At 69.7% G+C, this 13,267-nt stretch carries 14 protein-coding genes; 9 read left to right on the forward strand and 5 right to left on the reverse strand.

Annotated features, from left to right (window positions below; all coding sequences use genetic code 11):
- Positions 1-93 precede the first annotated feature (93 nt).
- Positions 94-1,323, reverse strand: coding sequence for a threonine ammonia-lyase (gene ilvA, locus OG933_RS16985; protein WP_362517308.1), 1,230 nt, complete (start codon positions 1,321-1,323; stop codon positions 94-96).
- Positions 1,324-1,486: 163 nt separating this feature from the next.
- Between ilvA and OG933_RS16990 the strand changes: the two genes are divergently transcribed.
- The 3 genes from OG933_RS16990 to OG933_RS17000 all read left to right on the forward strand — a co-directional run bounded on the left by OG933_RS16990 (position 1,487) and on the right by OG933_RS17000 (position 2,887).
- Entirely contained in the window at positions 1,487-1,996 is a 510-nt protein-coding gene (locus OG933_RS16990; RefSeq protein ID WP_020128095.1) for a MarR family winged helix-turn-helix transcriptional regulator, read from the forward strand.
- A gap of 133 nt (positions 1,997-2,129) precedes the next feature.
- Complete coding sequence (locus OG933_RS16995) at positions 2,130-2,642, forward strand: sigma factor-like helix-turn-helix DNA-binding protein (RefSeq protein WP_267018666.1); 513 nt, start codon at positions 2,130-2,132, stop codon at positions 2,640-2,642.
- A complete protein-coding gene (locus OG933_RS17000) occupies positions 2,639-2,887 on the forward strand; it encodes a hypothetical protein (protein ID WP_267018667.1) in 249 nt (82 codons plus the stop codon). The genes OG933_RS16995 and OG933_RS17000 overlap by 4 nt, the downstream gene beginning before the upstream one ends.
- A gap of 37 nt (positions 2,888-2,924) precedes the next feature.
- Here the strand turns inward: OG933_RS17000 and OG933_RS17005 are convergent, their stop codons facing one another.
- On the reverse strand, positions 2,925-4,079 hold the full coding sequence (locus OG933_RS17005; protein ID WP_362517312.1) for a cystathionine gamma-synthase: 1,155 nt from the start codon (positions 4,077-4,079) through the stop codon (positions 2,925-2,927).
- 153 nt (positions 4,080-4,232) lie between these two features.
- Here OG933_RS17005 and OG933_RS17010 point away from each other — a divergent pair, with 153 nt between their 5' ends.
- The 6 genes from OG933_RS17010 (at position 4,233) to OG933_RS17035 (ending at position 9,395) form a co-directional block, all read left to right on the forward strand.
- Positions 4,233-5,351 (forward strand): hypothetical protein, encoded by a 1,119-nt coding sequence (locus tag OG933_RS17010; RefSeq protein ID WP_054242558.1) that lies wholly within the window; start codon positions 4,233-4,235, stop codon positions 5,349-5,351.
- 283 nt (positions 5,352-5,634) lie between these two features.
- Positions 5,635-6,303 carry a peptide-methionine (S)-S-oxide reductase MsrA gene (gene msrA / locus OG933_RS17015; RefSeq protein ID WP_405627687.1) on the forward strand — a complete coding sequence of 223 codons (669 nt, stop codon included), beginning with the start codon at positions 5,635-5,637 and terminating at the stop codon, positions 6,301-6,303.
- Entirely contained in the window at positions 6,300-6,659 is a 360-nt protein-coding gene (locus OG933_RS17020) for a hypothetical protein (protein ID WP_362517319.1), read from the forward strand. Before msrA ends, OG933_RS17020 begins: the two co-directional genes overlap by 4 nt.
- Before the next feature lie 164 nt (positions 6,660-6,823).
- Entirely contained in the window at positions 6,824-7,942 is a 1,119-nt protein-coding gene (locus tag OG933_RS17025; RefSeq protein WP_405627689.1) for an AI-2E family transporter, read from the forward strand.
- Between the two features lie 105 nt (positions 7,943-8,047).
- Complete coding sequence (locus OG933_RS17030) at positions 8,048-8,641, forward strand: DUF4291 domain-containing protein (RefSeq protein ID WP_405627690.1); 594 nt, start codon at positions 8,048-8,050, stop codon at positions 8,639-8,641.
- Between the two features lie 181 nt (positions 8,642-8,822).
- Positions 8,823-9,395: a hypothetical protein gene (locus OG933_RS17035; RefSeq protein WP_362517327.1), complete on the forward strand. Its 573-nt coding sequence runs from the start codon at positions 8,823-8,825 to the stop codon at positions 9,393-9,395.
- Positions 9,396-9,591: 196 nt separating this feature from the next.
- Here OG933_RS17035 and OG933_RS17040 read toward each other — a convergent pair whose 3' ends face one another.
- The 3 genes from OG933_RS17040 to OG933_RS17050 form a co-directional block, all read right to left on the reverse strand.
- The gene (locus tag OG933_RS17040) at positions 9,592-10,197 is read right to left on the reverse strand and encodes a hypothetical protein (protein ID WP_405627691.1); all 606 of its coding nucleotides are present in this window, start codon (positions 10,195-10,197) and stop codon (positions 9,592-9,594) included.
- Complete coding sequence (locus OG933_RS17045; RefSeq protein WP_405627692.1) at positions 10,194-10,769, reverse strand: RNA polymerase sigma factor; 576 nt, start codon at positions 10,767-10,769, stop codon at positions 10,194-10,196. The genes OG933_RS17040 and OG933_RS17045 overlap by 4 nt, the downstream gene beginning before the upstream one ends.
- Before the next feature lie 428 nt (positions 10,770-11,197).
- Entirely contained in the window at positions 11,198-13,258 is a 2,061-nt protein-coding gene (locus tag OG933_RS17050) for a restriction endonuclease (RefSeq protein ID WP_362517335.1), read from the reverse strand.
- Positions 13,259-13,267 lie beyond the last annotated feature (9 nt).

The raw sequence follows: 13,267 nt of genomic DNA on the forward strand, positions 1-13,267 counted from the left end.
AAGGGACTCGAAGCGGGCTCCGAGCGGGCTCCGAGCGCGCTCGGAACGGGTTCCGACCGGGGCTCCGACCTCGGTCGACGCCCCCCGTTGGCGTCAGTCGATGACGGTGTAACCGGCCTCGCGCAAGGCTCGGCCGACCTCGGCGCAGTGCTCCGGCCCCTTCGTCTCCAGGTGCAGCTCGACCTCCGCCTCGGTCAGCCCGAGCCGGGGGTCGGTCCGCAGATGGCTCACGTCCAAGACGTTAGCGTCGACCACTGACAACGCCCCCAGAAGCGTGGCAAGGGCGCCCGGCCGGTCCGTCAGCCGCAGGCGTACGGCCAGGTAGCGGCCCTGCGCCGCCATGCCGTGCCGCAGCACACGCTCCATCAGCACCGGATCGACGTTGCCGCCGGACAGCACCGCGACGACCGGGCCCTCGAAGGCGCCGGGCGCGCTGAGCAGTGCGGCCACCGGACTCGCCCCGGCCGGCTCGACGACCAGCTTGGCCCGCTCCAGGCAGAGCAGCAGCGCCGCGGCCAGCTCGTCCTCCGTGACCGTGCGCACCTCGTCCACCAGATCGCCGACGATGGAGAACGGCACGTCACCGGGCCGGCCGACCTTGATGCCGTCGGCCATCGTCGCCGGGGTGCGGATCGACACCGGCCGCCCGGCCGCCAGCGAGGGCGGGTACGCCGCGGCCCCGGCCGCCTGCACCCCGACGATCCGCACGTCCGGCCGCAGTGCCTTCACCGCGACCGCGATGCCCGCCGCCAGCCCGCCGCCGCCGATCCCGACGACGATCGTGCGCACCTCCGGGCACTGCTCCAGGATCTCCAGGCCGACCGTGCCCTGACCCGCGATGATGTCGGGGTGGTCGAAGGGATGGATGAACACCGCACCCGTCTGGGCCGCGTACTCCTGCGCCGCGGCCAGCGTCTCGTCGACCACCTGACCGTGCAGACGCACCTCGGCGCCGTACTCGCGGGTGGCGCTGATCTTCGGCAGCGGAGCGCCCTGGGGCATGAACACCGTGGAGCGCACCCCCAGGACCGTCGAGGCCAGCGCCACACCCTGCGCGTGGTTGCCCGCGCTCGCCGCGACCACCCCGGCGGCCCGCTCCTCCGGCAGCAGCCCGGCGATCCGGACGTACGCGCCGCGCAGCTTGAACGACCCCGTGCGCTGGAGGTTCTCGCACTTGAAGTGCACCGGCGCCCCGACCAGCTGGGACAGGTGCCTGCTGCCCTCCATCGCGGTCGTCCGCGCCACACCCGACAGCATCTTCTGGGCCCCGCGCACATCGTCGAGGGTGACGGAACGCAAGGAGTCAGCCGTGCGGTAGCTCATGACTCCAGCATCGCAGTTCACAGGCGGCCACGACCGCTGTGACCAACCTCCGAGACCGGTTTCCGCAGCGTCGGTACGACCCGCCTTCCAGCCGCGTACTCTGTCCCCCATTCCAGCAGCCCCTTCATGAAGTGAGCCCCCGGCCATGCCCACAACACCTGAAATGTCGATGGACATGACGACCGTCGGTGACACCGGTCTTCTCGACACCTTGCAGCACGAGGTCGCGGTGTTCGCCCGCCGTGCCGAACAGACCCGGCTCGGCGGCGTCGGGCAGGTGCGCAACTCCATGGACCGCGCCGCATACCTGCTGCTCAACCGCCTCGACAAGGAAGGCCCGATGGGCGTCAAGGCACTCGCCGCGAGCATGGGCATCGACTCGTCCACCGTCACCCGGCAGGTGGCTCCGCTCGTCGACACCGGCCTGGTCAAGCGGACCTCGCACCCCGAGGACGGGCGGGCCGTGGTGCTCCAGCTGTCCCCGCGCGGACAGTCCCGGCTGGAGGAAGTACGGTCGTCCCGGCGCCAGTTGATGGCCGAGCTGACGGACGACTGGGCGCCGGAGGAGCGCGAGACGTTCTGCGATCTCCTCACCCGCTTCAACACCGCGCTGTCCTCCCGGATGGCGGCCCAGGGCGTACCGGGCGCGGAGCCGTCGTCGACCGCTTCCTGAACCGGTCGCACGCGCGCGTGCGGCTACTTTCCGGCAGCCGTGCGCGGCTCTTGACCGAAAGCCCACCCCTGGCCTCATATGAGACCGGGGCATATGGCCCTCCAGGGGGACGCCGTCAGGCGGGAGGCTCGGTGTGCGAGAGCGGCGTACGGCCCAGGAAGCCCGCCGGGCACGGGAGTTCGAAGCGTTCGTCGCCGGAGCGGGCGGGCGGCTGCTGCACGCCGCCACACTGCTCACGGCGGAGGCCCCGGCCGACAACCCGCGCGCGCGGCGCCTGCTGACACTCGCCCTCGCGCACACGTACGCCTGCTGGGACCGGCTGCACGGCGAGGACCCTTACAACCGGGCCCGCGAGTATCTGGCCACCCGCTTCGCCCACGGCGCCTGGCACCGGTACGCCGCTCTGCCCCTCGGCCGCGGCCGGCCGCTCACCGCCGTCGGTCCGCTGGCAGGACTCACCCCCCAGGAGCGCCTCGTCCTGGTCCTGAGGCTCTACGAGGGTGTCGCCGACGAACAGGTGGCGGCCCTGCTCGGCCTGCCGGTGGAACGGATCCGCACGGTCTGCGACCGGGCGACGGCGACGCTCCTGCATCCGCCCCGGGGCCCGGCGCCCGCGGTGCACCGGGCGAAGGCGGCGGCGTCGTGAACCGGCCCGAGCGGGAGGCCGCCGTACGGCAGCTCATGGAGCGGACCGCGCCGCACGTACCGACGGAACTCCACGCGGACGTCGTACGCCGGGGCGGCCGAATACTGCGCCGCCGCACGCTCGCCCGGCGGCTGCTGTGGCTGCTGCTGCTCGCGGCCACGCTGGCGTTCACGGTCTGGGCGGTGGTGGCCCAGCCATGGGTGGAGCCGCCGTCGCAGACGACTCCACCGCTGACCGGCTGGTGACCCCGAAGACCGGCGGAGGGCTCTGGCGGCAGGCTCTCTAGCCGAGAGCCTGCTGCAGGTCGGCGAGCAGGTCGTCGATGTTCTCGATGCCGACGGAGAGCCGGACGAGATCGCCGGGGACCTCCAGCGCCGAGCCGACCACGGACGCGTGCGTCATGCGCCCGGGGTGCTCGATCAGGGACTCGACGCCGCCCAGCGACTCGCCGAGGGTGAACACCTTGGCGCGGTTGCACACCTCGACGGCCGCCTCCTCGCCACCGGCGACCTGGAAGGAGACCATGCCGCCGAACGCCCGCATCTGCTTGGCCGCGACCTCGTGACCCGGGTGGTCGGGCAGACCCGGGTACAGCACGTTCGTCACGCGCGCGTGCCGGGTCAGCATGTCGGCGACCTTGGTGGCGTTCTCGCTGTGCCGGTCCATGCGCACCGCCAGCGTCTTGGCGCCGCGCAGCACCAGCCAGGAGTCGAAGGGCCCGGCGACCGCGCCCATCGCGTTCTGGTGGTACGCCAGCTCCTCGCCCAGCTCCGCGTCGCCGGTGACCAGCGCGCCGCCGACGACGTCCGAGTGACCGCCCATGTACTTGGTCAGGGAGTGCACCACGACGTCCGCGCCGAGCGACAGCGGCTGCTGAAGGTACGGCGTGGCGAAGGTGTTGTCGACGACGAGACGCGCGCCCGCCTCCCGGGCGACCTGGGCGACGGCGGCGATGTCGGTGATGCCGAGGAGCGGGTTGGAGGGGGTCTCCACCCACACGGCCTTGGTCTTCGGGGTGATCGCGGCCCGCACGGCGGCGGCGTCGCCGGTGTCGGCGACCGACCACTCCACACCCCAGCGGGCGACGACCTTCGCGAAGAGCCGGAACGTGCCGCCGTAGGCGTCGTTCGGGATCACCACGTGGTCACCGGGGCTGAGCAGCGTACGCAACAGGCAGTCCTCGGCCGCCAGTCCGGAAGCGAACGCGAGACCTCGGCGGCCGCCTTCGAGGGCGGCGAGGTTCTCCTCCAGGGCGGTCCTGGTCGGGTTGGCGCTGCGGCTGTACTCGTAGCCGCCGCGCAGACCGCCGACGCCGTCCTGCTTGTAGGTCGAGACCTGGTAGATCGGCGGGACCACCGCGCCGGTGAGGGGATCGGCGGTGTTGCCCGCGTGGATCGCGAGGGTCTCGAAGTGCTGACTGATGTGCCTGTCGCTCATGAGGACCGAGCGTAGTCCGCTCGCGGGCCTGCTGCGGGACGGCGGGAGCGCGCGGGCGGGAGCGGAAGGCTCAGGACGGCCCTCCCCCGACGTTTTTCCACAGGTGTGGGGGTGGGTTGGCCAATTGTCGGCGCGGTCTGGTTCGCTTGAGACATGGAGATTCTGTTCGTCCTGATGGCGGTGCTCATGATCAGCTTCGTGCTGCTGCCGTTCCTGCGGCGCAGGCGCGGCATGGTCGAGCAGGTCCCGGCGGGCCACCCGGACGCCGCGGACCCCGAGACCTACGGGTTCGTGCGCACGGAGGAACTGGACATCCGCATGCCCGGCCCCGACCAGGACCTGCTGGACGTCCTGGACGTGGTGCAGCACACGCAGGACTACCGGGCCGCACAGCAGCTGCTGGCCGGCACGGAGACGGCGGGCGAGCTGCGCTGGCAGCGCGTGCAGGCCTTCGCGGGCGCGGCGGCACTGGAGCTCCAGCAGCGGCCGGGCGGGGTCAGCGAGACGCCGGGCGGGCAGTGGCTGCGGGTGTGGCGCACGGAGGCGCCGAAGGACGCGGGCGGCGCGGCGGTGCACGCCGAGTTCCTGGTGCAGCAGGCGTGGCGGACGTCGACGCGGGGCACGGACGACTTCCGGATCATCATGGAGGAGGCGAAGGACGCCTGCGGTCAGGCGGCGCTGCTCTCCCCCGGTGACCCGATCCCGTACATCGTCGAGTTGTCGGTGGCCCGCGGGCTTCAGTACGAGCAGAAGGAGTTCGAGCAGCTCTGGCTGAAGATCCTGGACCGCGCCCCGGCGCACATGGGAGCGCATCTGGCGGCCCTGCACTACTGGTGCGAGAAGTGGCACGGCTCGCGCGAACTGGCGAACACGTTCACGGAGGCGGCGGCCGCGCGAGCCCCCCAGGGCTCCCTCCTCGCGGCCATGCCGCTGTTCGCGGTCTTCGAGCACCTCCCCGAGGTGAACCTGGTCAGCAGCTTCTACCAGAGCGAGGTCGTGACGAAGGCGATGCACGGCGCGCTGTTCGCGGTGCACGCGGCCCGTCCCGACGACCCGATGCTGGCGCACGTCCGTCACCTGCTGATCTTCTTCCTGGTGCGCGCCGAACGCTGGTCGGAGGCGATGAACCAGCTCATACACGTGGACGGCCATGTGGGCGCCCTCCCGTGGACCCTCTCCCCCGACCCGGCCGGCGAATTCGCGGTCTACCGGGCACTGGCGGTGGCGGGCTACGAGGCGAACGGCGGCAGCCCGGCAACCCTGCCGCACTGACCCGGGCCACCACTGCCGCACCGACCCCGGCCATCCCGCAGCGACCGGGCGGACTGTCCGGGAAGCGGGGCGGCCGGCGAGGCGGGCAGCTGGGCCACGGAGCCGGGCGGGCAGCCGAGGCGAGCAGTCGAAGCAAGCAGTCGAAGCCGGGGAGCCGGGGCAGGCAGCCGATACAGGAGGACCGAGGCGGGAGGGGCTGAGGCCGGGGGGTTGAGGCGGGCCGGAATCCGATGGGCCGTACGCATGTTGACCCGCACGGACCCTCAACGCCCCTGGAGACCGCATGCTCCCGCACAGCCACACACCCCAGCTCCTGACGCCCGAGCAGGCTCTGCAAGGCCGTCCGGCACCGGTGTACTCCGTCCTCGACCGCCACACCGTCCTCGGCAACCGGCTCCTCGGCCCCTACCCCGAGGGCCTCGAGGTCGCCGACTTCGGCCTGGGCTGCTTCTGGGGCGCCGAGCGCACGTTCTGGCAGCTGCCGGCAGGTGTGTGGACAACCGTGGTCGGCTACCAGGGCGGCCACACCGAGTACCCCACCTACGAGGAGGTCTGCTCGGGCCTGACCGCCCACACGGAGGTCGTCCGCGTGGTCTTCGACCCGGCGGTGATCTCCTACGAGCGCCTCCTGAAGACGTTCTGGGAGTCCCACGACCCCACCCAGGGCTTCCGCCAGGGCAACGACGTCGGCACCCAGTACCGCTCCGCGATCTACACCCACTCCCCGGCTCAGGCGACCACAGCCGAGTCCTCCCGCACGTCGTACCGACGGGCCCTCACCAGCTCGGGCCACGGCCCGATCACCACAGAGATCCTCCCGGCCGCGAACCGCCAGTTCTACCCGGCCGAGACCCACCACCAGCAGTACCTCGCCAAAAACCCGGGCGGGTACTGCGGTATCGGCGGGACCGGTGTGTCCTGCCCGATCGGCGTGGCGAGGGCCGACGGATGAGCGGGTGGCAGGGGCCGACGGGTGAGCGCTCGGGCCCTTGCTCGTCCGCCGACGGGCAATGGATCCTCGAAGACAATCTGCGACCGTTCTGCGAGTCGGTCGCGGAGTTCTCGGGCTACCGCTTCGACGACTCGGACTGGCAGGCCATCGAGAACGCCCTCCCGGAGACAGACGTGGAGAGGCCCGACGGCTGGTACGACTACCCGCTGTCGGGCCGGGTACCGCTGACCTTGCTGGTCGCGGCCGACCCGGAAGCGTCGGTCGTCTTCGTCCGGCTCACCGGGAAAGCCGAGGCCCGAACGAGAGCACAGATCGAAGCGGCGCTGTACATCTTCAGCACGTACAAGGCCGGCTGACACTGTCGGTTCGGGCGTGGCATGGTCCCGGCCGCGGCATCCGCAGCCGGGTGGTCCGCCCGAAACCGGGGGTGCTGTCCCCGCTCGACGGCTCTCGTGTGCCAGGGGTCCACACAGTGTGAGCAGCGATTCCGGTATGACTTGCGTACCCATAGGGTGCATCCGTGACTGCCACGTTGAGTTCCACACGAGCCCGCGCCGCGCTCCGCACGACGGCGCGTGCCTCCGCCGAGCTGCTGCTCATATTTCTGATGCTCGCGGTGACGTTGTGGATCCTGGGCCGGATGTGGTCGGTCGTCTGGCCGCTCGTGGTCGGCCTGCTGCTGACCACGCTGACCTGGCCACCGACCCGTTTCCTGCTTCGTCGCGGGTGGAAACCCGCCCTCGCCGCATCGGTCGTGACGGTGCTGTTCCTCCTGGTCGCCATCGGCGTCGTGGCGCTGATCGCGGTACCGGTGGCATCCCAGTCCGGTGAGCTGACCGACGGCGTGGTCGAAGGCATCCAGAAGTTGCGCGAGTGGGCCGCCGGGCCGCCGTTGAACATCGGTGACGCCCAGATCAACAAGGCCTTCGACACCGCGGTCTCCCGCGCGCAGGACGGTCTCGGCAGCATGGTCGGCGCTGTCGTCACGGGAGTGAGCACCGTGGTGAACGGCTTGGTCACTGCCGTCCTGGCCCTCTTCCTGATGTTCTTCTTCCTCAAGGACGGCCCGCGGTTCCTGCCGTGGCTCGCCCGTCAGCTGCCCGGTCGGCTGGCCACCGACGTCCCGGCCGTGGCCGCGCGCGGCTGGGACACCCTGGGAGCGTTCGTGCGTTCCCAGGCGGCCGTCGGCCTGCTCGACGCCGTCCTGATCGGCCTGGGCCTGTGGATCGTGGGGGTACCGCTGGTGCTCCCGCTGGCGGTGCTGACCTTCGTCTCCGCGTTCGTGCCGATCATCGGCGCCCTGTTCGCCGGTCTCGTCGCGGTTCTCATCGCGCTGGTCTCCAACGGCCTGACGGACGCGCTGATCGTGCTGGCCATCATCGTCGTGGTGCAACAGCTCGAGGGCAACGTGTTCCAGCCCATGATCCAAAGTCGTGGGCTCGGCCTTCATGCGGCGGTGATCCTGCTCGCGGTGACGTTGGGCGGCAGCCTGGCCGGCATCGTGGGCAGTCTGCTCGCGGTACCGATCGCCGCGCTGATCGCGGTGGTCTGGAACTACGGGCGCGAGCAACTCCGAGAACCGTCCCCTCCGGGCACCGACACCTCGGACGCCGTCGCCGACGCCACCGCCCCGTCCTAGGGCTGCGTATCCACGCCTTCAGGGTCTCCTGCCCGACCGGGGCGCAGTGAACTGTGGTCCGAAAATCAGTGGCCGCCTGCACGGGCCCGCCCCACGCTGTACGCCATGGAACAACCGCTACACGGCATCCGTGCGGCTCACACGGAGTCCACGATCACCGTCTACCAGGCGTACTCCCCGGAAATCGGCCTGCCCGCCGTCCGCGACGGCCGTTTCCCGACCGTGTGGAAGCGGGACAGGATGACGTGGATCAAACCCAGCTTCCTGTGGATGATGTACCGCTGCGGGTGGGGCACGAAGGAGGGTCAGGAGAGCGTTCTGGCCGTGGAGATCACCCGCGAGGGATTCGAGTGGGCGCTGCGGCACGCGTGTCTCTCGCACTACGTGCCGGAACTGCATGCTGACCAGGCCGAGTGGAAGCGGCAGTTGAAGCAGGCCCCGGCGCGGGTGCAGTGGGATCCGGAGCGGGACCTGCACTTCAACGCCCTTCCGTACCGGTCTCTTCAGCTGGGGCTCGCGGGCGAGGCGACCGTGCGGTACGCCGACGAGTGGATCCTCGGGATCGAGGACGTGACGCCGCTGGTGAGAGAAGCACACGCGCAGGTGCGGGCCGGTGAACTCGGTCGCGCGACCGCGTTGTTGCCGGAGGAGCGGCCGTATCCGGTGGCGGAGGAGGAGCTGGCCCACCTGCGGCGTTAGCTCACCGCTCACCCTCATCAAGGTGCTTCCTCGGCCGTTTGACTGTTGCCCTTTCGTGATGGTCCGGGCCAGGTGCGATCACATTGCGGGCCCAGTCTGAACCACCCCGCGGCCTCTTGAGGCCTGTTCCGGTGGGCAGGCCCTGGCGCCGTACACGTGTACTCGATCTTTGGGAGCAACCATGCGACGACTCGGAACCACACTGACAGCTCTCATGCTGGCGGGAGCCGGGATCGCAGGAACGGTGGGGACAGCGCAGGCCGACACCGGCGCGTCGGCAGTGTGTGAGACCGGGTGGGGCAGCCTCGAGAAGCGCGTGTCGCCGACGGAGGACTACAAGCCCCCGCTGGTGAACATCAGGACCGCTCAGCACGAGTGCTTCGACCGCATGGTCCTCGACTTCAAGGGTTCGGCGGCCGGACCGATCGGCTACCGCGTCAAGTACGTCGACAAGCTGACCACGCCCGGTACGGGGGAGATCCCCGTCGACGGCGGGGCGATCCTCCAGATCTCCGTGGGACCGAACTACGACCCGTCGACCGGCTCGCAGTCCTACCCGGGGCAGCACGGGCAACCGTTGCCCGGAGTGGACATCACGGGCTACCAGACGTTCAAGGACACTCGCTACGCCGATGCCCTAGAGGATGCTGTGCTGATCGGGGTCGGCGTGCGTGCGCGGCTGCCGTTCCGGGTGACGCAGCTGGATGATCGCGTGGTCATCGACGTCGCACACTCCTGGAACGCCACCTCCTGAGCCACGACCCGCTCGTGTGCCGCACGCCCTGAGGGACGGGCGCCGAGGGCGTGCGGCGCGCACCCTGACCCAAAGGGTTGCGAACCGACCATGACGGCGCGACACGGTCACACCAACAGAAGGGCCGACTTTCCGAACCGGCCCGAGCCCACCGCGGCCGGCGGTGGGCTCGGATCGTCCGTGCAGCTGGTTTCCGTTACTTCCCGAACGCCTGGCGGAACTCGTCGACGATCTCGTCCGAGGCCCCGTTCGCACCGCACACCGGGACGACGCCGTTCTCGGCGGCCACGATGTAGCGCTCGCCTTCCGAGAACGTCAGCGCCTCCGGCCGGCTCGCGTCGCTGTCGAGCACGACCGTCTCCGTGTCGCCGCCCTTCAACCAGTAGTCGACGCGGAAGGTGACCGTGGAACCCTTGATGGAAGTGACCGTTCCCACGAAGAGGGTCGGGTACCCACGCAGGGTCTCGGGAGTGGGTGCCACACACTTCTGACTGCCGAAGCCGCTGTGGGTGGTGAGTGTCAGTGGGCCGGTCGAGGCCGAGTGCCCGTTGTCGTCGTTCGCCATGACTCCTCCGGCGATGCCGCCGCCGAGCAGAAGCAGACCGGCAGCCGCCGCGAGTCCGAGGAGCTGACGGCGGCTCCGTCGCGCAGCGGTCTTCGCGGGGACCGTATTGCCGGTCTGGAACGCGGTGTCGGTGGTCAAGGTGTGCTCCACAAGTCGGTCGATGTCGGGCGGCGGAGCATGTGGGGTCAGTGCCGGGTCCGCGGACTTCAGCCGGGCCAGCAACTCGTCGTCATTCACTGACCGCTCCTTCCTTCATCTCTCTTGTGTCCGGACGGTTCGTCCTGCTTTCGCCTCAGGTGTTCGGCGAGTTTCCTTTTCGCCCGGTGCAGCCGGATGCTCACGGCGTTGGACGTCAGCCCGGTCGCCTCCGCGATCTGCCGGGACGCCAGCCCCTCCCACGCCCACAGCCGCACCACCTCACGGTCCAGCGCCCCGAGGGCGGCGAGCGCGGCGTGCAGATCGCTGTGGTCGGCGACCCCGGCCGGCTGCTGCTCCTGCGTCCGGATCAACCGCTCCACCAGCCGGAGCCGGCGCCCGTCGGCACGCCGGGCATTCGCCAGGCAGCCCCGCGCCACCCCGTAGCACCACGGCAGCACGTCATCGGGGTCGGGCAGGGAAGCCGGCGCCGACCCCAGGCCGGGGACGTCGTCAATGCGGCGCCACAGCACCAGCATCGCCTCCGCCAGGATGTCGTCGACCATGTCGGCGCTCGTCCGTCGCAGCAGATACCGGTGCAACGGTTCCACCACCACGTGCGCCAGTCTTTCGAAGCGCGCCCGCTGCCTCTGGCGCGACTCCTCTTCCGTCATGGATTCCACAACCCGTCCTGTCCGGCACCGGCCGGATCCTTTCAGGCGTGGGCGTACGGACACCGATGGTCGTTCCGGGCGATGGTCACGGCCTCTTCGACGCCGTTACGGAGGAGAAGATCGCCCGGGACCGCGACCCCGATCCGGACGAGCACAGGACGTTCTTCGCCGCTTGGCCACCGATCCCAACCCGAGGACGCGGCAGCTGGCCCCGCAGGACTTCGACCTGCCTGTGGAACTCGTCCGTCGCCCGGCCGCCGATCCCGATCACACGGTGCGCCGCGCGATCGCGACCCATCCTCGGCGTCCGACCCGCGAGCTGACGCGGCTGTTGGCCGCACCATCGGAAGGGGTCGCGATCGCCGCAGCCGACAACCCCAACTGCCGTCCGAACACTCCGGCGCAGCAGCTTTGGACCCGGATGGGCTCTACTCCACCTCGATGCCGAAATCCTGAACGAGTTCCTCCAGGCCGCCCGTGTAGCCCTTGCCGCCCAGGACGAAGTCCCAGTCCCCGTTTGACCTTCGGCGGAAGGAGCCGAGCACCAAGGCGGTTTCGCGGAGCCGGCCGTCGGAGACTTCAAGTTGTCCCAGCTCAGCGAGCCCTGGGTCGAGTAGGCGGATGCCGGCGTCCGTGAAACCAGAGAGGTCGGCGTCCGGGTTGACCTCTGGGTCGATGGCTGCCACGAGTACGAACCGGTCGGCCTCATCGGGCAACCCGTCGAACGAGACACAGATCGCGGCCTTGTCAGGTGCGGTGGCGGGAAGGGCACGCACTGAGCCGTCCGGCGTCTGCGGGTTGTTGAAGAAGACGAAGTGATCGTCGCTGAGGACCCGGTTGCCACGGCAGACGAGAGCGCACACGTCCAAGGCGACGCTTCCGGTCCACGACATACCCAGGACGTTGTAGTCGTCGGGCAGCCGAGTGTCCGGCCTCGAGGGCGTCGCCTGCGCAGGGATTTGGCGGCCTCCCTCACCCAGCCGACCACGCAGTCCATGGCGATGGAGCAGGTCGACGAGTTCAGAGCCCGAGATGAGTTCCAGTGGCTTGCCGTTGGCGAAGGTGTGTGAGCCAGGGCCGAACCCCGACGTAGTCACGAGGACACCCTTGTTGGCGCCGGCGTCCTGCACGGTTCCGTACAAGTCGCGCACAGCGGTGGGCGGCACCGTGTTGCGGTAGCGCTTCACCTGCACGACGATCTTGCCGCCTCGGATCGGTGTCGGATCCAGTGCGTCGACGTCCACACCGCCATCATTGGAGCGCTGGGTGGTCACCGCCTGCATCCCCATAGCACGGAAGAGATCGGCGACAAGATTCTCGAAGGCGATCGGATCCATGGCGAACAGGTCCGGTTCCTCGTCGCTGCCGTGGGCGACAACGCGGTTCCCGACCTCTTGCGGCCGCCTGCTCGGTCGCACTGGCGTGAGTTGGTCGGGTCGCACCGAGAGCTGCCCGCGGAGTGCGTCAGCCAGGCAACTACTTGCGTCGACCTGTGCCAGGTGCAGGCCACGGAACGTTGAGCGCGAGGCCATGACGGTTGCGAGGAAGATATGACCCGGTCGGCCCGTCGTAGGATCATGCCCGTCGACGAACCCGTTCAAGGCCACTGACTCAAGCGCACCCAGCTCGTCCGCGCCGAACAGCTCGTGCAGAACAAGCAGCATGCACTGGGCCAAAACCTCCCTGTACAGAGCCCGGCGCTGGCCTGCTGGGCGGGGGGTCTCCTTGTCCTGGTCGACCCCGGACATGTACCGAACGGCCTTGATCTCCGGCACGATGCTGTAAGCGGGCAGCTCCCAATCCAGTACCAACTGCCGTGCTGCCGGGTCGTAGGCAGCTGCCACCTGACGTGGGAAACCTTCCGGCCATGCCGTCGAGGCGTAGAGAGCGGCAGAGAAGTACTCGATCACGGAGTCGGGATCCTGGCGCCTTACGCCATCGGTTATCGCGCTGATGCCGGCGTTGTGCCGCCGTACATCCGCCAGCTGCGCATCAACCCATTGCTGGTACTCCCGCTGGTACGACGCCAGTTGTTGCTGTCGCTGAGTCTCCGCGGCCTGGGCGGCCTGCCAGTCACGCTCGAAGCGCGCTCGTGCTTCGGCCTGCGCCTGGGCCCTGCGACTCGCGGTCCAGCCGCTCTGCGTCTGGTAGTGACTGAAATCCGGCATGGGTACCGGCTGTGCCAACGGTCCTGGAGCGAAGGCCTGGACATCCTCGGGTCGCATGAGAGAGGCAGCCTTGAAGGCCGGAGCCTGGCAGCCCGAGGCAAGAAGACCTTGCAACGACACAACCTGCGCGTCGAGTTCTTCCGTGCGCCGTAGAGCCTCTGCCTGCCGGTACTCACGGTGGCTCTGGGCAGCTCGCCGTTGGTAAGCCCGCGCTTGCTGTTCTTGCTGTCTACGCCGTCTGGCTTCGGCTTCCAGCTGGCGCTGCTGCTGCCGTTGCATCTCAGCCCAGACGCCGACAGAACCCGTAGAGCGACGACTCATGTGCTGCAG

Origin of the sequence: Streptomyces sp. NBC_00016 (genome assembly GCF_045040885.1) — a bacterium.
GTDB classification, from domain to species: domain Bacteria; phylum Actinomycetota; class Actinomycetes; order Streptomycetales; family Streptomycetaceae; genus Streptomyces; species Streptomyces coriariae.

Coding starts and splice junctions, on each gene's coding strand:
- ilvA (WP_362517308.1), bottom strand. CDS start 1,323: ATGAGCTACCGCACGGCTGACTCCTTGCGTTCCGTCACCCTCGACGAT.
- OG933_RS16990 (WP_020128095.1), top strand. CDS start 1,487: ATGTCGATGGACATGACGACCGTCGGTGACACCGGTCTTCTCGACACC.
- OG933_RS17005 (WP_362517312.1), bottom strand. CDS start 4,079: ATGAGCGACAGGCACATCAGTCAGCACTTCGAGACCCTCGCGATCCAC.
- OG933_RS17010 (WP_054242558.1), top strand. CDS start 4,233: ATGGAGATTCTGTTCGTCCTGATGGCGGTGCTCATGATCAGCTTCGTG.
- msrA (WP_405627687.1), top strand. CDS start 5,635: ATGCTCCCGCACAGCCACACACCCCAGCTCCTGACGCCCGAGCAGGCT.
- OG933_RS17020 (WP_362517319.1), top strand. CDS start 6,300: ATGAGCGGGTGGCAGGGGCCGACGGGTGAGCGCTCGGGCCCTTGCTCG.
- OG933_RS17030 (WP_405627690.1), top strand. CDS start 8,048: ATGGAACAACCGCTACACGGCATCCGTGCGGCTCACACGGAGTCCACG.
- OG933_RS17035 (WP_362517327.1), top strand. CDS start 8,823: ATGCGACGACTCGGAACCACACTGACAGCTCTCATGCTGGCGGGAGCC.
- OG933_RS17045 (WP_405627692.1), bottom strand. CDS start 10,769: ATGACGGAAGAGGAGTCGCGCCAGAGGCAGCGGGCGCGCTTCGAAAGA.
- OG933_RS17050 (WP_362517335.1), bottom strand. CDS start 13,258: ATGAGTCGTCGCTCTACGGGTTCTGTCGGCGTCTGGGCTGAGATGCAA.